This is a genomic window from Marinilactibacillus kalidii, assembly GCF_017599325.1.
Taxonomy (GTDB): domain Bacteria; phylum Bacillota; class Bacilli; order Lactobacillales; family Carnobacteriaceae_A; genus Marinilactibacillus; species Marinilactibacillus kalidii.
The window spans coordinates 49,943-75,243 of sequence record NZ_JAGFVM010000043.1 but is presented as its reverse complement, the minus strand read 5'-3'; the positions used below and the strand labels follow the sequence as shown (position 1 = coordinate 75,243).

Sequence of the window (25,301 nt, the reverse complement as noted above, 5' to 3'; positions counted from 1 at the left end):
TGGTGAGAGACTTATAAATGGGAGGTCAATTCCGAGATGTATGATTTTTTAGTAGGATTTATGCTCGTATTATCAATATTTATTATAATCGTAGTGGCAATGCAGCCAACTAAAACACAAAGTGCTTCCAATGCATTCCTAGGTGGCGCAAGCCAATTGTTTGGGAAACAAAAAGCAAGAGGATTCGAAGCGGTTCTGATCAAGACAACAATTGTTTGTATCGCATTATTCTTCATTCTTGCATTAGCAATAACACGATTCTTTTAATGTATATAATAAAACTGATCAAGGAGCAGATCCAAGAGTACCCCAGCTGAAGTCTCGGCTTGTGGGATGTACAAATGGAATGCTCCTTTTTATTGTCCTTTAAAAGAATGAGGCGTTGAGTACCGCAGGTCTATTTCGGTATTAAATTCTCTCGAAGTAAGGTAAAATGTAGGTATAGAGTTAAGGAGTGAACGAAATGAGAGATAGAACGTTTTTTTTTGAGAAGGGACCGCGCGCAGTGATTTTATTTCACGCGTTTACGAGTACCCCGAATGATATGAGAAGTTTAGCGCGAGCTTTGGAGAGAGCAGACTATACAGTCTACGCGCCTACCTTATCTGGACATGGTACAGAAGATCCAGATGATATTTTCAACTACGGTATCGAAGATTGGAAAAAAGATGGCGAAGCAGCTTATGCGTTCTTAAAAAATAAAGGCTATGATGAAATCGCAACTTTCGGCTTATCATTGGGCGGAATCGTGGCGACACATTTGATGCTGACAAAAAATGTAAAAGCAGCAGGTACTTTTTCATCACCAGTAATGGATAACGGTAAAAATAAAGTACCCGATAATTTTATGATTTGGTATGAACAAGTAAAAACAGCTGCTGGATTTTCAAGAGAACAGATTGCAGGACTGAAAACAGCGGCTGAACCGAAACTAGAAAATATTTTGAATGGATTGAATGCCTTCGTTAAAACGATGGTGCCACACTATCCAAGTCAAACGGGAATGATCTTTATCGCCCAAGGAGGGGCAGATGAGATGATCAATCCACATCAGTCTGGTGAATATAGAGATATCTTAACTAATGCAACAGTGGACTTTCATTGGTACGAAGATGCCCCACACGTGATCACCACAGGGCAATATGGAAAACAGTTACAAATCGATTTATTAACATTCTTATCCACATTAGAATGGGATGGAGGGAATACATGAGTAAAGAATTAAGTGAAGAACAAAAAGAAGCATTAGAACAACTGAAAGACCGTATTCTTCAGTTTGTAGGAGAACAAGAAAAACCAAGTGTCGAGGTCAGTGACATCAGTCAAGGACTAGATAGCACAGGCTCAAAAGCATTTAAAAAAATGATCAATGCGATCGCTGAATTAGAAAGAGAAGGCCGAATCGTCTTAACCCAAGATGGAAAATTCAAGTTGAGAGATGCTGAACCGGTCATGCAAGGGGTTTTCAGTGGAACAGACAGAGGATTTGGATTCGTTCCTCTAGAAGAATTTGAAGAAGATATCTTTATTCCACCAAGTGAAACAAATTCTGCATTGAATGGCGATCTGGTAACGATCGAGGTCACAAAAGAAGCTATTCCTTGGAAAGGCAAAGGCCCCGTAGGGAAAGTGCTTGAAGTTGTTGAACGTGCAACGACAACACTAATAGGAGAGTTTCATGCCTATACAGATGATGAAGTGGCAAATAGCGGCTTGTTCGGATATATCAAAACACAAAGCAAAAAAATTCCAAGCATGAAGATGCAAATCACAGACAAAGGCATCCGTCCTGTCGAAGGTAGCATCGTTCAAGCAGAAATCTTAAAATATCCAAGAAGTAGCGAAGAAGATATGGTTGGATTTATCATACGCACGATTGGACACAAAGATGAACCAGGCATTGAGATCTTAACGATCGTCAACAAGTACGATATTCCATCAGAATTTCCTGATGAAGTTATCAAAGAAGCGGAAGCTGTCCCTGATCAAATTGCACCAGAAGATCTAAAAGGCCGAAAAGATTTACGGGATGAAGTCATTATAACGATCGATGGCGCCGACGCCAAAGATTTGGATGATGCAGTCGTTGTGAAAAAACTACCTAATGGAAACTTCCATCTAGGTGTGCATATCGCAGATGTTTCTCATTACGTAAAAGAAGATAGCCCAATGGATCAAGAAGCTTTCGAACGCGGTACAAGCGTCTATCTGACAGACCGCGTGATTCCGATGTTGCCACAGCGTCTATCTAACGGTATTTGTTCCTTACATCCAAACGTTGACCGTTTGACATTAAGTTGTGAGATGGAAATCGATCAATCTGGAGATGTTGTCAGTTATGATGTTTTCCCAAGTGTGATTCGCTCATTCCGTAGAATGACCTATACGGCAGTGAATGAGATTTTGACAGATAAAAATCCTGAAACGTTGGAAGAACATGCAGACTTGGTTGATCTATTCGAGAAGATGGGTGAATTACACCATATCTTAGAGAAAAAGAGAGAAAACCGTGGTTCAATCGACTTTGACACAAGAGAAGCAAAAATCGAAGTTGATCCTGAAGGTATGCCTGTCGATATTTTGGTCCGTGAACGTGGTGTTGGGGAGCGCTTGATTGAATCATTCATGCTCGCAGCTAATGAAACGGTCTCAGAATATTACGCAAAACAATCCTTACCGATCCTTTACAGAATCCATGCACGTCCAGATGAAGCAAAAATGCAACGTTTCTTGGAATTCGTTTCAAGCTTTGGGATAAATGTTAAAGGAACAAAAGATAGCGTATCGCCTTTAGACCTTCAAGCAGTCATGAATGAAGTAAAAGGTAAGCCAGAGGAAACAGTTGTCAGTATGTTGATGTTAAGATCTATGCAACAAGCAAAATATGACGTAGATCCTATTGGACATTATGGATTAGCTGCAGAATATTATTCTCACTTTACTTCTCCTATTCGCCGTTATCCTGATTTAATCCTTCACCGTCTGATTCATTTTTATGACGAAGTAGGTAAAGATCAAAAAGCACGTAAACGCTGGGAAAAACGATTGCCAGAAATCGCTGAACACAGTTCTAAAACAGAGCGTCGTGCAGTCGATGCAGAGCGTGAAACAGATGAATTGAAGAAAACAGAATTTATGGCTGGAAAAATTGGAGAAGAATTCGAAGGTATCGTGACGTCAGTGACGAATTTTGGGATGTTTGTTCAATTAGAGAATACTGTAGAAGGACTTGTCCATATCTCAAAAATGGACGATGATTACTATGAATTCAATGAACGTGGTTTGATTCTAGTTGGCCGTCGTACTGGTAGAATATTCAAGATTGGTGAACCAGTCAAAGTTAAATTAACAGCCGCTAATTTAGAGGGATACCAAATCGACTTTGAATTGGCTGATTTACCTGAAGGTGAAAAGCTGAAACAAGCGAAGCGTAACCATGGAAATAAAGGGAATCAAAAAAGTAATGGTAACGGTCGAAATCGATCGACTAAACGAAGCCAACAAACGGATCGCAATAAGCAATCGTCACAGAAAAGAACGACTAAGAAAAAACGAAGTGGAAAACGTAAAGGTTAGTCGTAAACAAAAGGAGGGTGATACAGGTGCCTAAAGGTGAAGGCAAGCTGATTGCTCAAAATAGGAAAGCAAGATATGAATATAGTATACTCGATACGGTAGAAGCCGGCATCGTCTTGAACGGTACGGAAATCAAGTCTATCCGTGCGGGTAGAATCAATTTAAAAGATGGTTATGCTGGTATTCGTAATGGTGAAATGTGGCTTTACAATGTCCATATCGCGCCATTTGAACAAGGGAACCAGTTTAACCATGACCCTGTTAGAACGCGTAAGTTATTATTGAAGAAAAAACAAATCGATCAGTTCGTTGGAGATATTAAACAAGGCGGCGTTACGATCGTTCCTTTGAAAGTCTATATTCGTAATGGATACGCTAAAGTATTGATCGGATTAGCAAAAGGGAAGAAACAATACGATAAACGAGAATCGATTAAACGCAAGGATCAAAAACGACAAGTTGACCGTGCAATGAAAGAGTATCGTTAATCCGAACACCTCACTTGAATGTTACTCAGGTGAGGTGTTCTCTTTATTGGGGACAAGACATAAGTTTGTTTTCATTCTCTTCGCATCGATATTGTAAGTCTGTTACAATAAAGAAGAAGAGATTATTTTGGAAGGGGCAATATAAACAGATGGCTACTAAAGGCGTTGAGATCTATTTTGTTCGTCATGGAGAAACATATTTAAACCATTATGGACGCATGCAAGGATGGAGTAATGCACCACTGACTGATAATGGGATAGTGGATGTTCGTCGCTGTGGACGCGGATTAAGCGAAGTGAAATTTGATGCAGTCTATACGAGCGATTTAACACGTACTCAAGATACTGCGGGGATTATTCTTGAAGAGAATGGTCAAGCAGATAAATTAGACATGGTCAAGATGCCAGAATTTAGAGAAGTCTTTTTCGGTTCTTATGAAGGCATGTTTGGTTCTGAGGCTTGGGGGAATGTTGCTAAACATATGGGCTATGAAACTTCTCGTGACATGTTCTTGCATACAGATATTCCTGAGCGAATGAATGCATTTAGAGAGGTTGACCCTTATCACGATGCTGAAGATTTCATGATGTTTTGGACACGTGTTGAACAAGGTCTATTAAAATTAATTGATAAACACCGTGACACTGGTGAAAGAATTTTGTTAGTTGCACACGGTGGGACGATTCGTTATATCTTACAGAATCTGATTCCTGATTTGACAGACACGAAGTCTTTATTGAATGCAAGTGTTTCTGTAGCCAGTTACCATGAAGGTAAATATCATTTGGATCGCTACAATGATGTATCACATTTTAAAGACTAATCACAACAAAACTGAAGATTTGAGGCGGAATGTTTGAAACCAAAGTCACTTGTGTTTTTTGATTTAGATGGAACACTATTAAATGAACAATCACAATTAGACCAAGATGTGATCGATGCGCTGGCTAAACTTAAAGATAATGGCGGTATACCATTTATCGCTACTGGTCGTAGTCACCTACAAGTCGAGCATGTATTAGAAGAGACGGCGATTGATTCTTTTATTTCTTTAAATGGTCATTACATCCAGTTCGAATGCCAAGAAATTTATGAAGGCATCTTTGACCAAGACCTTCTTGATCGCATCCAGACAGAAGTAGAAGCGCAAGACATAACCGTTGCGTACTACAGCAAAGAAGGCTTTAAGTTAACGAGAAAAGATGAAAATGCGGTTGAAGCCTATCGCTTTATTCATACAGATGCACCTGAAGTAGATGAATCTTATTATGAAGAAAAAGATATCTTAATGGTGCTGTTGTTTACACAAAATACGAGCGTAGATGATGTCTTTCTTGAGAAATTCCCAGAGCTCTCTTTATACCGAAATTCTCCCTATTCGATCGATACGATTCTGAAAGAAAACTCTAAAGCAATGGGAATCCAGAAAATCGTCGAAAAAATGGGCTTTGAAGGTGTACCCACTTATGCATTTGGAGATGGACCAAATGATATCGAGATGCTTAAAGCAGCTGATTTTAGCGTAGCGATGGAAAATGGAACCAAAGAGGTTAAAGCATTAGCCGATTATGTCGCTAAAAGTAATACAAATGGCGGTATTGTTGACGGATTGAAGCACTTTAATCTCATTTAATAAAAATGCACAGTCTATTTTGCTGATTAGATCAATCAGCGAAAATGGACTGTGCATTTTTTAGTTCATTGGAGTGGGTTCTTCATCTTCTTCTACAAGAGAAACAGGGAAAAATTCTTTACTCGTACATAATAGAAAATCTAGTGCAAAATCGTTATGAAATCCTTGCAAATTATACACGATGTTTTCACCATTCTGTAGCCTATCTTTACGGAAAAGTGAAGGATGTAATTTTTTAACAACATCAATTAAGGCTAGTAATAGCATATCAGGTGTTTTAAGTAAGTTTCTAAAATCTTCTTTGCTGAGGCGGTAACTTTTGAAGAATTCTTCAGTAAAATCGTTATCCGGTCGTAGTGCTGAAACGAAACGAAGACTCGTCGGTGTCATATATCTCAATTTGAATGAGTCACTTTCTCGATCATAGATAATAAAGTCAGCTGAATAGAGCTCACGATCCATTTCGAAAAGTAATTTGTATTTTTTGACATCACTATCTTTTAGTTCAGGATCTTCATCAATCAACGTATTGAATTCCTTTAATAAACTATCCAATATGCGCATTTGATCAAAATTCATTTATCGCACCTCCTTTTCGCTTTCATTATAGCATTAACCTATCAGTAACGCACACCAAACCCAGGTGAGACAAAGACTTGCACATGAAGGACTGAGAACGCTTATTGACTAGTTAAGCGGTAATCCTTTTATTATGCCATTTTAGTTTGTTATACATCTCGATATGTCGAATTAAAGTGATTTCTATTCTTTTGATGCGCTCATCTTTTAATTGTAAGATGATTTTTTCTCCTAAATAGCCCAACACTAAGCAGTGGACATCGGGATAAAACTGACCATTTCTTAGTACATTTGCCTGTATAGATACAGGCGATTTAGTAAGGTAAGCTTCGTATAATATTGCAGAGATTTCTTCTATCGTCATTTCTGCTTTAGGCTGGATATCTTGTTGTTGTTCCTCTGCTTTAATTTTTTTTAACGCCTCGGTGTGATCTGAAAGCATCATTCCTAGCCATTTCATTTTTCCACGATCTTTATAACCTAATTTGTCTGGATTTAAAATTCGTACTTCTTCAACCATATTTAATCACCTTTTCCGAATGTATGTTCTTGATTATATAATAAGAACATTCGTTCGATAAGTCAAGTTGTAATCATCGAAAAAAAAGCTAGAGGAATTATCCTCTAGCTAATCATTAAGAATTATTGTATTTTTTAACAAGATAATAGCTGATACCACTGGCAAAAAAAACGAATATAGTCATCCCCATATTAATTCTCCTCTTTCGGTTGGTCTTATTTCTTTGAAACATTTTTTTAATAGCTCCATACTTGATTGTAGCGCCCAGTGGATGATTCTCAAAAAAAGTAGACTACAATCAAAGAAGCTATTTTATTGACATTATACTTAATAAGTAAAAGAAAAAGCAATGCCCAAAGAGGATGAAAGTAAAATAAAAATGATTCAAAAAATAAGATTGCATTTTATATTAAAATATCCTATAGTTATTTCGGTAGAATGAGATAAAGGAGTTCAAGTAATTGAGAAAATCGGATGGTATTTTGGTTAGATGGTTACTAGAACAAAGTGGCCTCTCACTTTTAGAAATCGCTTCAAATACTGCAATTGATCAAAATACTTTGATAACCTTGAAACAAGGTTTGTCAGGATTGAATGAAATTGATGACAAAATTTCTAAAAAACTAATACAGTATGCGAAAAAAGTAGGCGCAGAATAATTGAATTTAATGAATATCTTTTAAAAAGGTGGAAATAGTCCTGTTAAACACAGTACTGTTTTCGCTTTTTTTATTGGATGACTAATTTTTGCTAGTCAGTATCTTTGGATATTAAGAGTGTCCTGTCATTAAGAAGAGAAAAAAGTGATTATTTAAATTTTTTTTCCTTTGATATAGTATGTCTTAGGTATGTGAGAGAAAAATATATTTTAGTGATATCATCGCTATCGAAAGGCAAACTGATATTACGATCATCTTCAGCTAATCATAAATAATGCGTTAAAGTGTGCCTCTTGATAAACGATCAACTTTATTCACTTCCTAGGAATGAAACAAAAAGGAGGGAGTAATATATGGGAAAAGAATAAAAATTTTTTTAGTTTTTCTGCAACTGCTTACTGTCATAGGTCTCATATACATACCTATTTACCAAACAGAAGGAGCAGAATTAAGGTCGACAGAAACAGAAGGATCCATTACATTCACTGGTGGTCCATATGTATCAGTGAATGATCCGAATCCAGCGCCACCAACAGGCGCTATACCATTACCTCCAACATCTTTTACCCCCGCGAATATACCAAGTGGTAAATTGCCACAAACAAGTTCCAGTGACTATAAATATTGGATATGGATTGGTATGATCTTGGTCATTTTTTCATTAGTAATATTGTATAGAAGCTTCAAAGAAGACAGAATGGGCACTAAAAATAGGCGAATTTAGAAAAGGAGAGTATTATTATAATGAATTATATCAAACTAGCAGCTATTACAGCATTATCTTCAACAATGCTACTAAGTGGCATAAACGCATCTGCTCAAGAAGTAAGAGAAGTAGAAACGGATGGACAAATTGAATTTGTTCCGGGAACAGATGAAGAATTAATCGTTACACCACCAGAACCAGGCGAGCCGGGTGAGCCTGGACAACCTGGACCAGAAGATATCGTGATTAACCCTGAAGTTACAGGAACGACAGGACCGTTATCAATTATAAAAGCAGTGACGATGGATTTCGGTTCACAAGTCATCTCCAATGAAGATCAAACGTATAACATGATTGCGGAAATGGCTGAATTAATGGAAGCTAGACCAGATGGTACAACGGAGATCCCTTATGTCAGTTTTGCACAAGTGTCAGATACACGAGGAAATAATGCAGGATGGAATTTGAAAGTGAGTTTAACTAATTTTACATCAGGAACACAAAATGGTGTACTGAATGGTGCGCAAGTAACGCTGAATGACGGACGTATTCAATATGAAGGAAATAACCAAGAAAATGCGCCTAATACAAAAATTGGCACAATAGAATTAATTCCAGGTGCTGGATCAGTTAAAATTATGGAAGCAGAAACAGGTAAAGGTGCCGGTGTTTCTTCAGTCGTATGGGGAGATCAAGCAGATTTAGGTAGACAGTTTGAAGATGCAAGTATCGATACTGTAGAAAATAAAGCAATTCAAGTATCTGTTCCGGGATCTACAGCGAAAGATGCTGCAACCTATACTTCAACGCTTTCTTGGGAATTAGTCACAACTGTAGACGAAAATGGAGAAGTACTACCAGATTAATAAAACGATTAATAAATGTTAGTTAAAAAGGGTAGCGCTAAGGAAACTGTAGCGTTACCTTTTTCAACTTAAAGGAGTAATAAGATGAATGTAAAACAGCACTATTTATTAGATGGTATAAGAATTTTTAAGCAATGGTTGCTTTTTCCAGTAATTATTGCGGTTTTTTCCATCCTCCTATTTTCAAGCAGTAGCCAAGCAGAAGGAGATATGCTGAAATTTCATGTCACACCCAATTTGCCTGAAAGTCAGCTAGAAAACTCGAATGGGTATTTTGACTTAAACCTTAATCCTGGCGAGACAGAAACCCTTTCTGTGAAAGTCCAAAATGCTAGTAGCGAGCTCGTCAAATTGCAAGTAACACCACATACAGCTTTTACAAATGTTCATGGAGTTGTTGAGTACGGTAAAGATGCGATCGAATCAGAGACTACTTTAACTTACTCGTTGGATACATTGATTGAACCATCTGAAGTGATTGAGTTAGCTGGGGATGAAGCTAAAACAGTTACCTTGGAATTGAAGATGCCTAGTGAAACCATTGAAGGGATTCTAGCAGGTGGCTTAAGAATTGCGGAAGTAAAAGAGGAACAAGAAAAAGAAACGGAAAGCCAAGAGGGTGTCTCAATCAATAACGAATTTGCTTATGTGATTGGTGTTGTTGTCAGCAATAGTCGAGATTACGTTCAAGGAGATCTTGATTTAATAGACGTGTTTGCGGATCAACTAAACTATCGCAATGTAATCAGTGCAACGATTCAAAACTTTACACCCACATTCGTAAACCGTTTAGCAGTTGAGGCGACGGTACAACGAGTTGGAGAAGAGGAAGTTTTATATGAAGCTAGTGAAGAACAGATGCAGATGGCTCCAAATTCACATTTTAACTTCCCAATCTCACTAGAAGGAGATCGTTTTCAAGCAGGTGATTATGTTTTGAAGTTAAAAGCAATATCTGGAGAAGACGAATGGAGTTGGGAACGAAACTTCATGATTAAAGCAGATGAGGCGCAGACATTTAACCGAGAAGATGTAACCATCGATACGAGTATCAATTGGTGGATGATAGGGTCGATTAGTCTAATGGTTATTTTAATTGCAATTATTATCTATCTGGTCTATCAAAAAAACAAATCCAGAAAAGAAACTAAATAAAAAATAGAAAATATGATGATTAGTAGCAGAAATAAGTAATATATTCAGAAGAAACTAACTATGCTAAGAAGTAGTTGAGTTCAGTTCTTGAAATAGTTTTGACTAGAGGGGTGCCGATGATAGAGGTAAACTGAAAAATAATACTTATAAAAGCTCCAGAGAAAGTTAGGTAGGATTATATAACTTACCTTTTTTACTTTAGTGCATTTGGAAATTGCTGTATTTATCCTTAAGTGTGAATCGTAGCGATTATGAGATAGACTGATATACTTCAAATATAGATAATAAGAAGTGGAGTAAAGGGAAAAGCAGCAGTCATTATTAAAACTACGACAGAATGGAGACTAGCATGAATCGAATCAATTTAATCACACTAGGTGTCACAGATATTGTTAAATCTAGAGCTTTTTATAAAGGATTAGGGTTTAAGTGTTATGACGACACAGCGAATCCACCAATTATTTTTTTCGATAACGAAGGAACTAAATTAGAATTATTTCCCCTAGATGAACTAGTAAAAGATATTGATAAAAATGAATCGCTAAAAACGGATAGATCAGTCTTTAACGGTATCACTTTTGCAATGAATACAAAAGAAAAGCATGAAGTTGATGAGCTGATGTTGCTGGCGGAATCATTGGGCGGTGAAATCGTTAAAAAACCGGAGACAGTTTTCTGGGGAGGTTATAGTGGCTACTTTAAAGATTTAGACGGTTACTACTGGGAAGTAGCTTATGCTGATTCTTGGGAATTTGATGATCAAGATATGCTAATGATTCAGTCATGATATTCCTAGAAGTCTCTATTGAAAGATTACGGTTAATCGCTTATCCAACTCTTATGACTTTGATTTAGAACAGTCAAATAAAAACAAGATTGAGTGCCTAGGGTACTCTTTTTTGTGTTATAAGCAGTATAACGATAATGTATATAAAGGAGATATAGGGATGGTTAGTTTAAAAAAAGTTGAATTAGCGGAAATAAAAGAAACGATTGATTCAATCTTTTCAGAACAAAATCAGTACTATTTTGAAAAATCACCTGAGTTTACGTCCGAGGAAATTGCTATCGGTGCATACGATGAAAGAGATGAAATTACTGGCGGTATTGTAGCAAAGATAGAATACCAAAATATGCATGTGTCCTTACTGGCAGTTAAAAGCACTTATAGAGGGCAATCTATTGGTAGTCAGTTACTAGAAGAGGTGGAACGAATAGCTAGAGAAATGGCTATCATTCAGCTGACGTTGACGACTAGAAGTTACCAAGCTGTTGATTTCTATAAGAAAGCTGGTTTCAAAGTCTATGCTACTTTAGAAGATATGCCGATGAAAGGTGTCACAAAATATTATTTCAATAAACGTTTAACATAAGAAAATCCTTGAAGTAGATTGAAATCAATTAGATAAAACAATTTTCGTTCACAATTTGGAGTGGATAAAACGATTCCATATGCTATGCTCTTCTTAAAGAAGAAAAGAGGATAGCGAATGAAAAAACGAATGATCAGTGTCATGACTGCTTTATTATTATCCTTTGGGTTAAACGGATATATAAGTAGCCCGATGGACGTACAAGCAGCAACAACCGTAACAACAAAACCTACTACAGCTAAAGTAAAACAAACAGCTACGAGTACAAAAGTAAAAGAACCGATGAAAATCAACTATTCAACTTTAATGCAGTCAAAGGGCTGGCAGTCAAAAGTAAATAATGGTAAGACTTCTGGAATGCTTGGTAAGGGCAAAAGAGTAGAAGCAATAAAAATTGACCTAACGAATCCAGCAGTTACGGGAGGCATTACCTATCAAACTTACGTACAATCTAAAGGATGGATGGGTTGGAAGTCCAATGGCCAATTAAGCGGAACACAAGGTGAATCTAAGCGACTAGAAGCAATCAAGGTCAAGTTAACTGGACAAATGGAGAAAAAGTATGACGTATACTACCGTGTTTATTCAGAAACATTCGGATGGCAAGGTTGGGCTAAAAATGGTGAACCTGCTGGCACTTTAGGCCTGAATTTTAGGTTAGAGGGCATTGAAATGAAACTAGTGAAAAAAGGAAGTAAAGCGCCGGGTACAGTGAACAATGTGTTTAGAGATGGAAATAAAAAATATGTTGATCGTAAAGGTAAAGGTTTGATCAAAGGTTCGAGCAATAAAATCTATCATATACCAAATAGCCAATATTACAAATCAACGACTAAACCAAAAGCGATGTTTACAACAGAAGCTCAAGCCTTAAAAGCTGGATATAGACCAGCGAAATAATCGAAAGTAAAAGCCGCATATGATCGACCACAGAAGTTAGAGTAAAACTACTAGCTTCTGTTTTTTATTGCAAGAATCATCTGAATGTGATTTGAAAATGTTTCGTGATAGTGTGAACGATCCGCTTTTTAATGTTGATCCTTCATTAGTAAAAGAGTAAAAGTAAAAAAAGGTGTGCATTTAAGTTCAAAAAAGGAATATAAGTCAAAAGTATGATATTTATTAAATGGAAACGTATTCTTTTGAAAATGAATGAAAAAGCCATTTTCAAATCCTTTCATTGGTGGTAGAATAATCGCATAGTGAAATAGTTAACAAGGGGATGGGATACAATGGATGCCAATTATCATGGATTATTTTATTCGATAGAATCAAGTATCGAAAAGAAAAAGCAATTATTTGAAAAAAGTACAACACGTTATTTAGTCAGAGCTATGTTAGCCACGCTATTTTTAACTTTAGGAACAGCGATTGCTGTGATTACAGGGCAGTACGCAGAAAAAATAGCACATGGATCTGGTAAATTTCTTTATTCATTTATGTTCAGTTGGTCACTAGTGATGATCATTTACATGAATGCAGAATTAGGAACCTCGAATATGATGTATGCAACAGTAGGTGTGCATCGTAAAATGCTGACAATTAAAAAAGCATTAACGATCTTGTTTGCCTGCTTATTGTTTAATTTGATTGGTGGCGTTCTTGCAAGCTACTTAGTATCATTGACTTCTACTTTTCAAAATTTACCTTCAGACCATTTTCTTTTTACAGCGATTGAAGGGAAGCTTGCTAAAACACCACTACAAATTTTTACTGAAGGAATCTTTGCGAATGTTATAGTTAATACTGCTGTGTACTGTACGATACGTATGAAAGACGATGCAGGAAAAGTGATAGCAATGATATTCATTATCTTTATTTTTGCTTTCTTAGGCTTTGAGCACGTTATCGCGAACTTTTCATCATTCCCATTAGCTTTCTTTGCATCTGGCGGAGCAATTGAAGGAATGACAGCAACAGCTGTTGAAATCAACTTACTGTTTGCAGCATTAGGAAACTTTGTAGGTGGCGGTCTAGTCATCGGCCTTGCCTATTCATGGTTGAACAAAGGCGATCATGTTTACCTAGATTAATGATGAAACAACAAAAAGCATCAATCCACTTATTGGGATTGATGCTTTTTAGTTTTTGGAGTCGTTATAATTCAATTTCTACTTTGATTGCTTTCCCAACGATTCTTGCTGGATTTTCTTTTGTAACGACATAGGGAGCATACTTCTCGTTGATGGCCTGAAGTAAGACAGTTTCTCCTTGTTTGATCACTTTCTTCAATGTGGTTTCTTCTTCGCCATTTACCAAAACGGCAGCAATTTCACCATTTTCAACTTCTTCTTGTTTACGACAAAGGACATAAGCACCATTGGGGATTTTAGGTTCCATACTATCTCCAGCAGCTTCTAAAAAGAAGAGGTCTCCTGAAGGAAGATTTTCTTTGGGCACTGAACGGTATTCTGCAATATTTTCTATCGCAGTAATAGGATCACCACAAGCAATGATCCCTAAGATAGGAATTTTGACAAGTTCAGTAACAGGTACGATATTACTAGGTTTATCAGAAGTAAGATCTGAGACATTAACCGAAAAATATTCAGCAAGCTTCTGCAAACCACCGCTACGTGCCATAGACTTTCCATTTCTCCAATCACTGACAGTCTGATAAGCAATGCCAGTATCCCTAGCCACATCCGCTACGGATACCTTTTTTTTATTGATAAGCATATTTAGATTTTTTGAAAAGATTATTTTGATATCCATAGAAAGTACTCCTTAAGTGTAGGTTAAGTATATAATACCGGAAAAAACGTAAAAAATAAAATAAATAATCAAAAAAATTAGTAAATATATTTGACTAACCGGAATAAACGGTATATCATGTGTTTAATCTCGTAAGGTTGTTTTGAAACTGATATAGAAAAATGAAAAGAGAAAAAAATTTAAACTGAATACCGGTTTAATCGGTAAAACGTATTGATGATTATTCAAATTACTATCAAGTTAAGTTTGATCCGAGCAATTGCTGGTTGATGAAAGGAGAAAAAGTTGAATGAAAGGTATATATGGTTGGGTAGAACAAAAACTGCAAGAGTACGCCAGCATAGATCACCAAATTGAAGAAAGAAAACTTGCATTAGAATATTCTTCTCAATATGCGTACGGAACAGAGAAAGTACAAAGTAGTAAAAAAAGAGAAAGTCAAACCGAGAATCTCGTAATCAAGTGGGAAACCGATAGAGAACTCATTCGTATGAAAAGACAAAAAGCGACTATTGGCTTTTTTTTAGAAGAACAAGAACCGATTCATTATAAATTGATTGAACTTCGATATTTGAAAAAGGAAAGAGCAAGTTGGTTAGAAATTTCTGAAGAAATTGGCTATCACGAAAAATGGTGTATGGCTATTAGAAAACAACTGTTAGAAGAATTAGCTAATCGGTTAGCGTGGATGGTAGATATTCGTACTTGAATAGAAAGAAGGCGTTGTAAAGCATGAAAATGAAGCGCAACTATTAAGTTTTAAATTAACACATTACTAACACCTTACTTTTGAACGAAAAAACCATGTTAATATTATATTGTGGTATTTAAGATGACATTTGAGTGATGTGGGGGAAGTTTGAATAGTTACAGTTTCGGTGGAATCATAAAATAAGAACCCACTACTTTAACCTTACTTTTTAAAAGTGAATAAATGTTAGACTTGGTTTACAAGTTACAAAACACTATTTGTTTAGTCCTGGATCAAGACGATAAAAGGATACCGTACTTAGCCCTAAGTATAAGAGGGATCGTAAATAGGAACCGACCTTATAAGGTGAACGATTAAAGGTAAAAGGAGTAAGCGGATGAAATGGATTGAAGAAATCTTAACTGATTATAACGTATCAAATATTGATTTAATACTAGAAGAAATCAAGAAGACCTATCCTAGTCATGCAGTACCCAAAGAAAAGTACAATGCATTATCAAAGAGAGTAAAAGCAATACAAAATGAGAATGGCTTATTAAAAAAACTTTCTCAAGCAGGTGTAAGAGATAGTGAATACGTACTGTACAAATTGAGAAACACACGTACTTTCAAAGAAGAAAAAGCTAGTGAATGGGATAAAGAAATAGCTGCTTTTAAAACAGCCTATCCCGAACAATTTAGCGAGAGTCGATTAAATCAACCTGAGAGAAACATTATTGAGGTGGTTAGAACAATTTATGATAACACTTAATACAGTGGACCTGATCCATTCATTGAACACATTATTTCAAGAAGCAATTTCAGAAGTATTTTATCTTGAGAATACTAGAACAGAAGAAATCTATCCGTATTTAGTTTTCTCTTATGCCATTTACTCTGATCAAATCTATAAAAAGAATATAGAAATAGATGTAGAAGTGTTTGATGATAAGAAACTTGGTTATGAGAGAAGTGAATTGATTACAAGTAAGTTAATCAAATTGATAGATGATAGAACCTTGGAACTAGAAAAATCAACGACACTAGTCCAACTGGATTCAATTATCTTAGAACATGAAAAAAGAACACAAACAGACTTTAGAAAAAAATCAGTCAAAATAAAAGGAAGAATCAACTAAAAGGGAGCTAATAAAAATGACAAGCAAATTACCAAAAAACGGATATACTGACAAATCAAATAACCATTTTCTTTTAAATGCAGGTGCAGTAGTAAGAAACTTAGAGTGGGACGCTGAAAACGAATGGACATACGAAGAATTCGGCGCATCCAGTGGTGGATCAAGTTTATCTTTGGTCAACACATTAAGACATATGGAAATTGATGGTGTAACGGCTACACCAGTTGTAGGTGGTGACGTTATCGAAGCAACTGAAGGAACGATTGAATTAAATATTCTTGAATTTACGAGAGGAAATATTCAAGCTGCACTAATGGCCAGCTACGAAGCATCAGACGGGTTAGAATTCCCAGTTGGATATGACGTAATCAGACCTAATGCAAGAATTGAAGAGAGTGCTTATATTAAAAACCTTGCGTATATTGGTACGTATGGGAAATCTGAATTACCAATCATTGTTATCTTTGATTATGCTATCTGTACTTCAGGTCTAGAATTTGAACCACAAGATAATAACGATAATACGATGACGATGACATTTTCTGCTCGAACTAATCCTGAAAAAGTAGGCGAATCATTATTACCTGTTCGTATCTTATTACCTCAAACCAACGAAATTTAAATAGAAAAATACAATTAACGATTAAAAAGGAGAATGAATGTAAATGGAAGCTACTTTAACACTTAGAGAATTAAGAGGGGACGACGTTTTTGTCGTACTCGAATTGGTCAATAAATTGGATCTTATCGATCCTGTTCAAAGCCTATTATCGGGGCAAAAAAAGCAAGAAATTTTAGACTCATTGAAGTCAAATGGAGAAGACAAAGTTGAAAATAGAGAAGTAGGATTTGAAATTCTATTAGAAATTTCAAAACTCGCTATTAAAAGAATTCCAAAGGCTAAAAAAGATATCAATGTATTTTTAGCCGAACTGACAGGGACTACGGTAGAAGAAATTGAGACATTACCACTTAAAAGATATGTAGGTCTATTAAAAGATTTTTTCAAACATCCCGACTTGAAGGAATTATACAAGTCGCTATCGGAATTGATCGCATAGGACTTAACAAGTTTAGAGATCTCTTGTTCAAAAGGTACAACGATGTCGGCTACTTGTTACATTCTTTAAGATTTAAAGAGCTTCCATCTTTCATAGTCGATTTGGTTGAAAATACAAATAATGATGAATTATTGGAAATTTGGATGAGTAATCCCCTAAGGGAAGGTAACTTTGAAGAATTCAAGGAACAAATTATGGCAAAATCAATTGAAAAATCTAAAACAAAAGAACAACTGGAAAGTGAAGCTCAATTAGCAAAAAATAGAGCTTTAGAAAAACTAAAAAAAATAGATGGAGGTGAACATTTTGGCAGTTAATATATTAGGATGGCTGGATAAGTTAGGAGCAGATGAACAATCTGCTTCTAAATCTACCGAAAAAATGAAAAAGGCATTCGTTGAAGCAGACAATACCATTTCTAAAAGCTTAAGTAATATAGGAAAAGCAGCTACAAATTTTAGCAACGCACTTAGTGGAGAAACAGTGAATTCAGTGTTAGCTTTTTCAGAAGCCTTGATCAACAGCTCGGCAGCTGGAGAAGGATTTGAGGCCTTCGTGTCTTCAATCAATTCAGAATCAAGCGAAGCAAGCAGTACGATAAATACCTTGACACAACATATGGGTAAAATTAGTGAATTCGGCAATACCATTGGAGCATTGGCTGAAAAAACTTCAGGTATATCTAGCTTTTTTGAAAAAGTAGTACAAGGTTCAGCGAACTTAAGCAACAAACTTTCTGATATACCCAATGATTTTAAGACCTTTTCCGATAAGGCTTCTAAAAGTATCGCTGGGTTAACAACGGGTTCGATCAATGAATTTAAAAAGCTCACTGGGGGATTGAAAAATATAACGCAAGGTAGTGGAGAAATCTTCGCCGGCTTAATCCCAGAATCAGCAAAGAAACGGATCACAGCAGTGCTTGATAGCACTAAAGCTCGGTTTCAAGAATTCGGAACGTCTATAAAAGAAAAAATGAGTGGACCCGTTCAAGGAATAACAGGAGTGCTTGACAACGCTAAAGGCCGATTTCAAGAATTTGGAACTTCTTTAAAAGAGAAGATGAGTGGACCACTTGAATCAATTTCAACAGGTATAACTACTTTTCAATCAAAGTTAGGAAGTATAAACGGAGAAGGCTTTTTTGGAATGATTGGTAAATCTTCTGAAAAACTAAAAGGTCTATTACCTTCTTTTGAAAAAATCGGAACGGGCGCACAGACAATATTGTCTCAAGGAACCTCAGTTGTTTCTGGAGTAGTAGGGCAAACAATCCAAGGATTGATGAGTGTCATGGGAGTAGCGCTGAGCTTGATAGGCCCAGGAGTCCTTTTGGCAGGTATTATTTTGGGATTGGGTCTACTCCAAGCGACGTATGGTGAAACTTTAGATCAATTATTAGTACTTGTTACGGAAAAAGGGCCTCAAATCATACAACAATTGATTACTGGTGCAGAGGAAATGCTTCCACAGTTTATGCTTTTAGGAACAAATTTACTTGTCAGTTTGCTTGAGGCAATCGCCGTCAACCTACCGTTACTCTTACAAGGTGGAATGGACATAATCAGTATGCTACTTGAAGGCGTGGCCGCAAGTCTACCAAGAATTATGGAAGCCATGATTCCGATAGTGGGGGCGTTACTACAAGGTATTATTCTAGCATTACCGATGCTACTTGAAGCCGGTCTCTCATTACTCCAAGGTTTGATAAATGGTATTTTTTCTAATATGGGTTTGATCGTTGATACGATTACCCAAGTAATCACCACACTATCTCAGGTGATTCAAGAAAATTTACCAATAATCATCGAAAAAGGAATCAGTATTCTTGTATCTTTGATTAATGGAATCGTTCAGGCATTACCGCAATTGATTCCATTAGCATTAACATTATTTTCAGTATTGGTAAATGCGATTTTCTCTAATCTTCCGAAAATCATTGAAGGAGGGACTAGAATACTGGGTGCTTTGATTGATGGTGCAATTGCACTCTTACCTATGATCCCCGGTATGATTGCTACAGTATTTGTATCACTGATTCAAGCAATCGCTGCAAACCTCCCCAGTATCCTTCAAAAAGGGATAGAACTATTAGGCAGATTAGGAACAGGTATCATCCAAGCCATTCCAGCTTTATTGGCACTACTACCCGCTGTTTGGAACGGGATTACAAGAGTGTTCAAAGCCGTTGATTGGCTTTCTGTAGGAAAGAATATTATAGACGGTATTGGTAGAGGACTTAAAAACGCTGGTGGAGCACTCTGGAATACTGCAAAATCTTTATTAGGTAGTTTTAAAGACAATGTCTTAGGATTCTTTGGCATTCATTCTCCTTCAAGAGTCTTCCGTGATGAAGTCGGTAAATTTATTCCTCAAGGTATCGCGGTTGGGATCGATCAGGATGCAGATGAGATGCAGAAATCATTAGACTATGCTGCAGCTGGACTGAGATTCTCACCAGATATTGCTCGAAATCAAATCTTGACACCTTCAATGGTGGGCACCCAAGATGATGCAGGAAAAACACAAAGCAATGGGCTAGAAGCGATTATGGGTAATCTTTTAGCAACAATACAAGAACTAAAAAATCAATCGCAAGAAATCAATATCCAAGTAGATGGCTATACGATTGCTAAAGTGATGCGAGACCCATTGGATAGAGAATTTGGTAAAAAATATAAAGACAAAATGCAGTCAAAGGGGCGTAGATAATGTTAGAAGTATTATTTGACGAAGAAAGTATCAATAAAAAGTTTAATATTACACTTGCGGAACGTCCTGAACTGACAGTTGCGAAAGAGCGTTATCTCGTTTATGAAGTTCCTGGTAGAAATGGAAACTTAACTGTATTTGACGGTTATGATAATGTTCCACTAACCTTACACTTTAACTTTATTGATGATGATGTAAGAGCAACTTTTCGAGAAATGAATAACTGGTTAATTGGGAAGAAAAAGGTTCGTTTGTCGGATACTGAGATGTATAGAAACATCACACAATCCGTTCTTACTGTTAATGCAGCAAATAATGATATAAAAGAATGGTGCGACTTTGAACTGGAAATTATCACGGATCCATTTGAATATGAAGATGCCGGTATCGAAGAAGTTACGAGCGAAGCGATTATTGATAATCCCTCGAAAGTAGACGCAGAGACGAGTATAAAAGTATATGGAGAAGGAACCTGTCGAGTACTCTTGAATGACAATCAAATGATTTTCAAAGATGTCAAAGAGTATGTCGTTGTAGATGGAATGATCAAAAAAGCGCATAAATTAATGAGCAGTAAAGATAACGATATGCAAGGTCGATATCCAGTATTGAAAAGTGGAGAAAATAAAATTTCAATCGATGGCCAAACGACAAAAATTGAAGTAAGCAAAAGGTGGTGTTGGCGTTGATCACACTGCATGATAAAAACGAAACTGACTTTCAAAAAAATGGATTGGGTCTGTTAGATAATCTCATTTTTAATCAACAAGGTATTTGGGAATTGAATGATCAATTCAAAATTTCTTTTGAAATACCGGCATTGACGGAACTTGCTGAACATATCAAAGAAAGAAACATCGTACAAGCGCCAGTCCCGTTTACGGAAAGACAATTGTTTCGGATCTATCGTATAGAAAAAACATTGGATTCTATCCATGTAGAAGCGCGACATATCTTTTATGATCTTTTGGACAATTGGATTGAAGATACAAAGATTGTTAATCAAGCAGGAAATACAGCCATTCAACAATTACTGAGCAAAACACAGTATACTCACAAATTTATTGCAAGCTCTAATATCGATACAATCGCTTCCACAGAATTTGCGCGTGTCAATCCTATTGAAGCACTTCTAGACGATGGAAAAGATCATACTTTTCTTAGCCGTTGGGGAGGAGAGTTAGTTAGAAATAACTTTAGAATCGAAATGCTTAAACGGATGGGGGTGGACAGAGGCGTCAAAATCGAGCACAAAAAAGATTTATTAGGCTACAATGCCACGATTGATGTCTCAACAATCGTCACAAGGATTCAACCTGTTGGTGCTGGTGGATTAATGCTGCCAGAACGATATGTCGATAGTCCGAGAATAGATCCGGACCATCCGATTATTGCAGAAGTCTCCTACCAAGATATTAAAGCTGCTGATGGAGAACTTAAAGAGGATAAAGATGCCGTTCCAATCGAGCAAGCTTACAATATGCTCAGAGAAGCAGCGAAAGCTGAATTCAAAAATCGCCATATTGATGAACCGGAGACAGTTATTGAAGTTGATTTCGTAGCTTTGCACAACACTGAGCAGTACCAACATTTTGCTGATCTACAAGAAGTAAGGGCAGGTGACACGGTTACTGTTTCAGCCCACGATCATCACTTCAATATAACCAGTAGACTGATAGCGTTCGAATTTAGTTTGTTGAAAGAAAATCAATATACGAAGACAACACTAGGTAATCATGTATATGACTTTACAACAAGCGAACCAAACGTCAACGATTTAAGACAACGCGTAGAAGAAGCCGAAAGGACAGCAGTCATTGCTAGTTTAGCGGCTAACGGGCGTAATCGAAACTTCTTTGGCTCCGAAGATCCCAAACAACTAGCGTTAGATGCTAGTGTAGGTGATTTGTACTTTAGAGAATTTGGAGAGCGCAAACAAATGTATCGTTATACGGAAGTCAACGGTGAAACTTACTGGACTTTAGTTAGTGATACGGAAAATTTAGATTCAGTTAAAAAAGAAGTAGAAGAAACTCAAAATGGTTTAGAGGAATACAAAAATGATATTGACACTTCATTAGTAGACCTCAATACAACGATTGGGAGTACTTTTACTTCTTTAGATGATACGATTAGTGATTTAAATGCTATCTCGCAAAAGACACAAGCAAATGTACAAAAGTTTCAAACAACAGCTACAGATGCCTTCACAGCTGCTAAACAAAGTTTATCAGCTTTAACAAATATAGAAAGTAATATCAGCTCGATTAAATATGATATTGATGAATTAACAGGAACAGTAGCACTCAAAGCTAGTCAAACAGATTTGAACACGATGACTGGAAAAGTAAAGCAGCATGATCTAGACATATCGATTAATGCGCAAGGCTTGAAACTGAAAGCTGATCAGACTTCTGTCAATGCTTTATCAGGAAGAGTCACGAAATTAGATTCTGAACTGATTATACAGGCAGATATGGTAAAGTCTAAGGTTAGTATGGCTGAAGTTAATGGTGCCATTGGCAACTTGGAAATTGGTGAAAGAAACTTAGTATTAAAGTCTGGAGAAAAGAAAAAGACTAATCAGTATAATTTCGCTCAATATATCATGTCAACGCCTTGGGAAGCTGGTGTAGATTACTATATGATTATGAAAGCTTCAGCTTCTACTACGAAGAGTCATATAGGTGCTTACGCAAACGGCGGTACATTTACATTAGGTTCTTTAGTTTATGATACCAAAACGGATGTTTGGCGTGGTGTATTACGAACAAGCCAGTCTACGACGATGCTACAGCTTTTTCAATTTCCTAATAACAGCGCAACAATGGAAGTTGAGTGGGTAAAAGTAGTAAAAGGAACTAAAACCTCTTTTGACTGGTCAGCTGCCCCAGAAGATATGGCTACAGCATCATTTGTGGAGTCAGAGATCAAACAAACAGCAGAAAATATAAAGTCTACTGTTTCAGACCTTAACGGAAGAGTTAGCAATCAAGAACAAACTTTAGATAGATTTACCAAATCCCTAATTGATGAGAAAACTGGTAGGTTAACCAAAACTGAACAAACGGTAGAAGGTTTACAAAATACAGTTTCAGGTCCAAGTGGGTTAACTTCTCAGTTTACTCAATTAAATAATGCTATTAGTTTAAAAGTTTCTTCCAGTGATGTGACTAAAGCTATCTTGGATGATAAAACGATTGCAGATACTCGCAACGATAATCAACTTCCGAAGTGGTACTTTGCGAATAAACCTAAACAAACTGTTGAAGAGTTTAAGCTTCGATCAGTTATTGGGGTCCCAGGTTCATCAACCTTTGGGCAATTAACGACAGTCGTTCCATGGGACGGTTATTCAGGTGGAGTAATCGTTCAAACTTTTCATTCATCGGATGGGACTTTTCAACGTAAAGGAAATTCAAGTGGTTCAACTTGGTTGGCTTGGGTACAAATCGCTGATAGAGAGTACGTGGGTTCCCAAATCTCGGTTCTGAAAGATCAGATAAATCTTCGAGTTACTAAAGGGGATATGATTTCTCAAATAAATATAGAAGCAAAAAAAACATTGATTGAAAGTAATCAACTTATTTTAGATGCTAATACAGTTAATATAACAGGTAAAGCCTTTATCCCAGATGCAGCAATTTCAAATATTTCAGCGGATAAAATAAATACAGGACGCCTTGATGCTGGAAAAATTTCCGTTATCAATATGGATGCAGAAAGTATTACATCGGGTACATTACGTGGTGGAAATATGGGCATCAATTTGAACAACAGTAGTATTGAACTTCGAGACCCTTTAACTCAGAATAAATTAACACTAGTTCAAGGTCGTATTTCTTTTAACAATGGAACCCAAGGTCGGAATCTGTTGTATCACGAAGAGGGATTGATTAGCAAACCGTACACATCTAATTCTGGTACTAACAATAACTCTATGCTTCGATTAGAAGGCGGTGGTGTTGGTTCTTATCAGTATTTACAATTTTCTGAAGGAGGAACAAGCGGACGTCAACAACGGTTAGAAGCAGTAGGTGATAAGATGTCTGTACAAGTTCACCCTGGAGGTCGCTTTGAAGTGCGGGCATATGGTGAAGCTTTTGCAGACATGAAAGCTTATAGTTATGAATCCCATCATTCTTCGGGTAATTGGTTAAAGATGGTAGCAGATAGAATAGAAGTACCTGGAGATGGCCGCGCTAGAAACATCTACTTGAAGCCAAATGGGACAGGTATTGTATCCATATCAGATCAAAACATGAAAAATTTTTATAACATTAGAGCATCAACTTTTTTGAATTCTTCTAGTCGGAAATTGAAGACGCAAATTGAAGAAACATCTCAAAATGCGTTAGATATTTTAAATACTTTAACAATTGTTGAATATAATTTAAAAAGTGATCTGGAAATTGGTGTGGATAACCGTCAAATTGGATTGATAGCAGAGGATAGTTTGATTGTTGCTTCTAAGGATGGAGAAAGTATCGACACTTATCGGTTGCTAAGTTACAACACGAAAGCTATCCAAGAACTAAGTAATCTCCAAGAAGAATTTGAAAAGAATATAGAAAACAAAATATTCAATTACGATTCGAAAATTTACCAATTAGAAGCCAAAGTAACGGACTTAGAACAACAAATCAAGGAACTCAAAGGAGTAGTATAGATGAAAACATTAACATTTCAGAATAATCAAATTCAAAGTATCTTTAACACGCTAGATGCGACAATTATTGAACAAGGCAAAGCTAGACGTGGGAAAGGGAAGCTTCAAAAATCTTTGATTGAAGCAGATAAAGAATACCAAGATAATTTGAAAGAGATCCGCGAAGAGTACTTTGAAGTGGATGAACAAGGCAGTATTGTGAAAGATGAGAAAGGCGGATGGTTAGCCAAAGAAGGAAAAAATGAAAAGGAAGGAACAGATAAGATTCAGGAATTACTAGACGAAGAGTTAAAGCTAGATGTATTAACTTACGACACTAAACTAAAAGCTTTTTACGATAAGCTAAACGAGGACGAGTTCACGACAGAAAAAGGGAAACAGTTCAGTGATATTGCTTTCGACACGTTGATGGATCAATTAGAAGAAGTATTTGAAAACAATAATGAAGAGGAGACTGCATAATGGACATTACAGTAACGAGTATTGAGTATAAAATTGAAAATGGTGTGACTACTTCAATTGAGGTCGGTTTCCAAGGTCGTGAGATGGAAGTGGGTAACCTAAACACTCGCGTTATCTTAAAAGATAATGATCTTGATGATATGACTAGAAAAGAAATTGTACAGGCTGGTAAAAGTGAAATGACCAGATGGTTCACGGATACAGAAGAAGTCGTTCCTGATAACGCTTCATTCTCTAAAAGTGAAGTAGAATAAACTAGACGTAATAATCCAATTCTCAAAGCAGTAGACAGAATA

Annotated in this window: 28 protein-coding genes; 25 read left to right on the top strand and 3 right to left on the bottom strand. The window is 36.5% G+C overall.

The genetic code is table 11. From position 1 onward, the window contains the following. Nucleotides 1-36: 36 nt before the first annotated feature. From secG to J5J05_RS10565, 6 genes are all read left to right on the top strand, one after another. Nucleotides 37-267, top strand: a complete 231-nt coding sequence (gene secG, locus J5J05_RS10590; protein WP_208560658.1) for a preprotein translocase subunit SecG — start codon at nucleotides 37-39, stop codon at nucleotides 265-267. Between the two features lie 196 nt (nucleotides 268-463). Next, a complete protein-coding gene (locus tag J5J05_RS10585; protein ID WP_208560657.1) occupies nucleotides 464-1,213 on the top strand; it encodes an alpha/beta hydrolase in 750 nt (249 codons plus the stop codon). Beyond that, the gene (gene rnr / locus J5J05_RS10580) at nucleotides 1,210-3,576 is read left to right on the top strand and encodes a ribonuclease R (protein WP_208560656.1); all 2,367 of its coding nucleotides are present in this window, start codon (nucleotides 1,210-1,212) and stop codon (nucleotides 3,574-3,576) included. Before J5J05_RS10585 ends, rnr begins: the two co-directional genes overlap by 4 nt. 26 nt (nucleotides 3,577-3,602) lie before the next feature. Beyond that, nucleotides 3,603-4,064: an SsrA-binding protein SmpB gene (gene smpB / locus J5J05_RS10575; protein ID WP_208560655.1), complete on the top strand. Its 462-nt coding sequence runs from the start codon at nucleotides 3,603-3,605 to the stop codon at nucleotides 4,062-4,064. A gap of 149 nt (nucleotides 4,065-4,213) precedes the next feature. Beyond that, nucleotides 4,214-4,888: a histidine phosphatase family protein gene (locus J5J05_RS10570; protein ID WP_208560654.1), complete on the top strand. Its 675-nt coding sequence runs from the start codon at nucleotides 4,214-4,216 to the stop codon at nucleotides 4,886-4,888. A 33-nt stretch (nucleotides 4,889-4,921) separates the two neighbouring features. Further along, nucleotides 4,922-5,698 carry a Cof-type HAD-IIB family hydrolase gene (locus J5J05_RS10565; protein ID WP_208560653.1) on the top strand — a complete coding sequence of 259 codons (777 nt, stop codon included), beginning with the start codon at nucleotides 4,922-4,924 and terminating at the stop codon, nucleotides 5,696-5,698. Between the two features lie 60 nt (nucleotides 5,699-5,758). Here the strand turns inward: J5J05_RS10565 and J5J05_RS10560 are convergent, their stop codons facing one another. After that, complete coding sequence (locus J5J05_RS10560) at nucleotides 5,759-6,277, bottom strand: hypothetical protein (protein WP_208560652.1); 519 nt, start codon at nucleotides 6,275-6,277, stop codon at nucleotides 5,759-5,761. 112 nt (nucleotides 6,278-6,389) lie between these two features. After that, nucleotides 6,390-6,797, bottom strand: a complete 408-nt coding sequence (locus J5J05_RS10555; RefSeq protein WP_208560651.1) for a hypothetical protein — start codon at nucleotides 6,795-6,797, stop codon at nucleotides 6,390-6,392. 461 nt (nucleotides 6,798-7,258) lie between these two features. Here J5J05_RS10555 and J5J05_RS10550 point away from each other — a divergent pair, with 461 nt between their 5' ends. The 8 genes from J5J05_RS10550 to J5J05_RS10515 all read left to right on the top strand — a co-directional run bounded on the left by J5J05_RS10550 (nucleotide 7,259) and on the right by J5J05_RS10515 (nucleotide 13,589). Continuing rightward, a complete protein-coding gene (locus J5J05_RS10550) occupies nucleotides 7,259-7,456 on the top strand; it encodes a hypothetical protein (RefSeq protein WP_208560650.1) in 198 nt (65 codons plus the stop codon). A 349-nt stretch (nucleotides 7,457-7,805) separates the two neighbouring features. Further along, on the top strand, nucleotides 7,806-8,180 hold the full coding sequence (locus J5J05_RS13065; RefSeq protein WP_482809866.1) for an EF2685/EF0750 family sortase-dependent surface protein: 375 nt from the start codon (nucleotides 7,806-7,808) through the stop codon (nucleotides 8,178-8,180). A gap of 20 nt (nucleotides 8,181-8,200) precedes the next feature. Further along, complete coding sequence (locus tag J5J05_RS10540; RefSeq protein ID WP_208560648.1) at nucleotides 8,201-9,028, top strand: WxL domain-containing protein; 828 nt, start codon at nucleotides 8,201-8,203, stop codon at nucleotides 9,026-9,028. A gap of 84 nt (nucleotides 9,029-9,112) precedes the next feature. Next, complete coding sequence (locus J5J05_RS10535) at nucleotides 9,113-10,183, top strand: WxLIP family cell surface protein (protein ID WP_208560647.1); 1,071 nt, start codon at nucleotides 9,113-9,115, stop codon at nucleotides 10,181-10,183. Between the two features lie 349 nt (nucleotides 10,184-10,532). After that, nucleotides 10,533-10,970 carry a VOC family protein gene (locus J5J05_RS10530; RefSeq protein WP_208560646.1) on the top strand — a complete coding sequence of 146 codons (438 nt, stop codon included), beginning with the start codon at nucleotides 10,533-10,535 and terminating at the stop codon, nucleotides 10,968-10,970. Between the two features lie 160 nt (nucleotides 10,971-11,130). After that, on the top strand, nucleotides 11,131-11,556 hold the full coding sequence (locus tag J5J05_RS10525; protein ID WP_208560645.1) for a GNAT family N-acetyltransferase: 426 nt from the start codon (nucleotides 11,131-11,133) through the stop codon (nucleotides 11,554-11,556). Between the two features lie 117 nt (nucleotides 11,557-11,673). After that, nucleotides 11,674-12,456, top strand: coding sequence for a sunset domain-containing protein (locus J5J05_RS10520; RefSeq protein WP_244244717.1), 783 nt, complete (start codon nucleotides 11,674-11,676; stop codon nucleotides 12,454-12,456). 332 nt (nucleotides 12,457-12,788) lie between these two features. After that, on the top strand, nucleotides 12,789-13,589 hold the full coding sequence (locus tag J5J05_RS10515; RefSeq protein ID WP_208560644.1) for a formate/nitrite transporter family protein: 801 nt from the start codon (nucleotides 12,789-12,791) through the stop codon (nucleotides 13,587-13,589). A gap of 64 nt (nucleotides 13,590-13,653) precedes the next feature. Here J5J05_RS10515 and J5J05_RS10510 read toward each other — a convergent pair whose 3' ends face one another. After that, nucleotides 13,654-14,271 carry a LexA family protein gene (locus J5J05_RS10510; RefSeq protein WP_208560643.1) on the bottom strand — a complete coding sequence of 206 codons (618 nt, stop codon included), beginning with the start codon at nucleotides 14,269-14,271 and terminating at the stop codon, nucleotides 13,654-13,656. A 289-nt stretch (nucleotides 14,272-14,560) separates the two neighbouring features. Here J5J05_RS10510 and J5J05_RS10505 point away from each other — a divergent pair, with 289 nt between their 5' ends. The 11 genes from J5J05_RS10505 to J5J05_RS10455 all read left to right on the top strand — a co-directional run bounded on the left by J5J05_RS10505 (nucleotide 14,561) and on the right by J5J05_RS10455 (nucleotide 25,259). Continuing rightward, nucleotides 14,561-14,980, top strand: a complete 420-nt coding sequence (locus J5J05_RS10505) for a DUF722 domain-containing protein (RefSeq protein ID WP_208560642.1) — start codon at nucleotides 14,561-14,563, stop codon at nucleotides 14,978-14,980. A 379-nt stretch (nucleotides 14,981-15,359) separates the two neighbouring features. Further along, nucleotides 15,360-15,734, top strand: coding sequence for a hypothetical protein (locus tag J5J05_RS10500; RefSeq protein WP_208560641.1), 375 nt, complete (start codon nucleotides 15,360-15,362; stop codon nucleotides 15,732-15,734). Continuing rightward, a complete protein-coding gene (locus tag J5J05_RS10495) occupies nucleotides 15,721-16,101 on the top strand; it encodes a hypothetical protein (RefSeq protein ID WP_208560640.1) in 381 nt (126 codons plus the stop codon). Before J5J05_RS10500 ends, J5J05_RS10495 begins: the two co-directional genes overlap by 14 nt. Nucleotides 16,102-16,117: 16 nt before the next feature. Beyond that, entirely contained in the window at nucleotides 16,118-16,723 is a 606-nt protein-coding gene (locus J5J05_RS10490) for a hypothetical protein (RefSeq protein ID WP_208560639.1), read from the top strand. A gap of 43 nt (nucleotides 16,724-16,766) precedes the next feature. Beyond that, nucleotides 16,767-17,162, top strand: a complete 396-nt coding sequence (locus J5J05_RS10485; protein ID WP_208560638.1) for a hypothetical protein — start codon at nucleotides 16,767-16,769, stop codon at nucleotides 17,160-17,162. A gap of 53 nt (nucleotides 17,163-17,215) precedes the next feature. Further along, nucleotides 17,216-17,479 carry a hypothetical protein gene (locus J5J05_RS10480; protein ID WP_208560637.1) on the top strand — a complete coding sequence of 88 codons (264 nt, stop codon included), beginning with the start codon at nucleotides 17,216-17,218 and terminating at the stop codon, nucleotides 17,477-17,479. After that, nucleotides 17,469-19,874 carry a phage tail protein gene (locus J5J05_RS10475; protein ID WP_208560636.1) on the top strand — a complete coding sequence of 802 codons (2,406 nt, stop codon included), beginning with the start codon at nucleotides 17,469-17,471 and terminating at the stop codon, nucleotides 19,872-19,874. Before J5J05_RS10480 ends, J5J05_RS10475 begins: the two co-directional genes overlap by 11 nt. Then, entirely contained in the window at nucleotides 19,874-20,563 is a 690-nt protein-coding gene (locus J5J05_RS10470; protein ID WP_208560635.1) for a hypothetical protein, read from the top strand. Before J5J05_RS10475 ends, J5J05_RS10470 begins: the two co-directional genes overlap by 1 nt. Continuing rightward, nucleotides 20,560-24,543: a phage tail spike protein gene (locus tag J5J05_RS10465; protein ID WP_208560634.1), complete on the top strand. Its 3,984-nt coding sequence runs from the start codon at nucleotides 20,560-20,562 to the stop codon at nucleotides 24,541-24,543. Before J5J05_RS10470 ends, J5J05_RS10465 begins: the two co-directional genes overlap by 4 nt. Beyond that, complete coding sequence (locus J5J05_RS10460; protein ID WP_208560633.1) at nucleotides 24,544-25,005, top strand: DUF1617 family protein; 462 nt, start codon at nucleotides 24,544-24,546, stop codon at nucleotides 25,003-25,005. Continuing rightward, a complete protein-coding gene (locus J5J05_RS10455; protein WP_208560632.1) occupies nucleotides 25,005-25,259 on the top strand; it encodes a hypothetical protein in 255 nt (84 codons plus the stop codon). The genes J5J05_RS10460 and J5J05_RS10455 overlap by 1 nt, the downstream gene beginning before the upstream one ends. Nucleotides 25,260-25,301 lie beyond the last annotated feature (42 nt).

Bases quoted from the DNA above. Each gene is read 5' to 3' on its own strand.
- J5J05_RS10510 (WP_208560643.1), bottom strand. From the start codon at position 14,271: ATGGATATCAAAATAATCTTTTCAAAAAATCTAAATATGCTTATCAAT.
- J5J05_RS10540 (WP_208560648.1), top strand. From the start codon at position 8,201: ATGAATTATATCAAACTAGCAGCTATTACAGCATTATCTTCAACAATG.
- J5J05_RS10520 (WP_244244717.1), top strand. From the start codon at position 11,674: ATGAAAAAACGAATGATCAGTGTCATGACTGCTTTATTATTATCCTTT.
- J5J05_RS10490 (WP_208560639.1), top strand. From the start codon at position 16,118: ATGACAAGCAAATTACCAAAAAACGGATATACTGACAAATCAAATAAC.
- J5J05_RS10535 (WP_208560647.1), top strand. From the start codon at position 9,113: ATGAATGTAAAACAGCACTATTTATTAGATGGTATAAGAATTTTTAAG.
- J5J05_RS10525 (WP_208560645.1), top strand. From the start codon at position 11,131: ATGGTTAGTTTAAAAAAAGTTGAATTAGCGGAAATAAAAGAAACGATT.
- J5J05_RS10485 (WP_208560638.1), top strand. From the start codon at position 16,767: ATGGAAGCTACTTTAACACTTAGAGAATTAAGAGGGGACGACGTTTTT.
- secG (WP_208560658.1), top strand. From the start codon at position 37: ATGTATGATTTTTTAGTAGGATTTATGCTCGTATTATCAATATTTATT.
- J5J05_RS10505 (WP_208560642.1), top strand. From the start codon at position 14,561: ATGAAAGGTATATATGGTTGGGTAGAACAAAAACTGCAAGAGTACGCC.
- J5J05_RS10570 (WP_208560654.1), top strand. From the start codon at position 4,214: ATGGCTACTAAAGGCGTTGAGATCTATTTTGTTCGTCATGGAGAAACA.
- rnr (WP_208560656.1), top strand. From the start codon at position 1,210: ATGAGTAAAGAATTAAGTGAAGAACAAAAAGAAGCATTAGAACAACTG.
- J5J05_RS10530 (WP_208560646.1), top strand. From the start codon at position 10,533: ATGAATCGAATCAATTTAATCACACTAGGTGTCACAGATATTGTTAAA.
- J5J05_RS10560 (WP_208560652.1), bottom strand. From the start codon at position 6,277: ATGAATTTTGATCAAATGCGCATATTGGATAGTTTATTAAAGGAATTC.
- J5J05_RS10495 (WP_208560640.1), top strand. From the start codon at position 15,721: ATGATAACACTTAATACAGTGGACCTGATCCATTCATTGAACACATTA.
- J5J05_RS10515 (WP_208560644.1), top strand. From the start codon at position 12,789: ATGGATGCCAATTATCATGGATTATTTTATTCGATAGAATCAAGTATC.
- J5J05_RS10460 (WP_208560633.1), top strand. From the start codon at position 24,544: ATGAAAACATTAACATTTCAGAATAATCAAATTCAAAGTATCTTTAAC.
- J5J05_RS10555 (WP_208560651.1), bottom strand. From the start codon at position 6,797: ATGGTTGAAGAAGTACGAATTTTAAATCCAGACAAATTAGGTTATAAA.
- J5J05_RS10585 (WP_208560657.1), top strand. From the start codon at position 464: ATGAGAGATAGAACGTTTTTTTTTGAGAAGGGACCGCGCGCAGTGATT.
- J5J05_RS10470 (WP_208560635.1), top strand. From the start codon at position 19,874: ATGTTAGAAGTATTATTTGACGAAGAAAGTATCAATAAAAAGTTTAAT.
- J5J05_RS10500 (WP_208560641.1), top strand. From the start codon at position 15,360: ATGAAATGGATTGAAGAAATCTTAACTGATTATAACGTATCAAATATT.
- J5J05_RS10455 (WP_208560632.1), top strand. From the start codon at position 25,005: ATGGACATTACAGTAACGAGTATTGAGTATAAAATTGAAAATGGTGTG.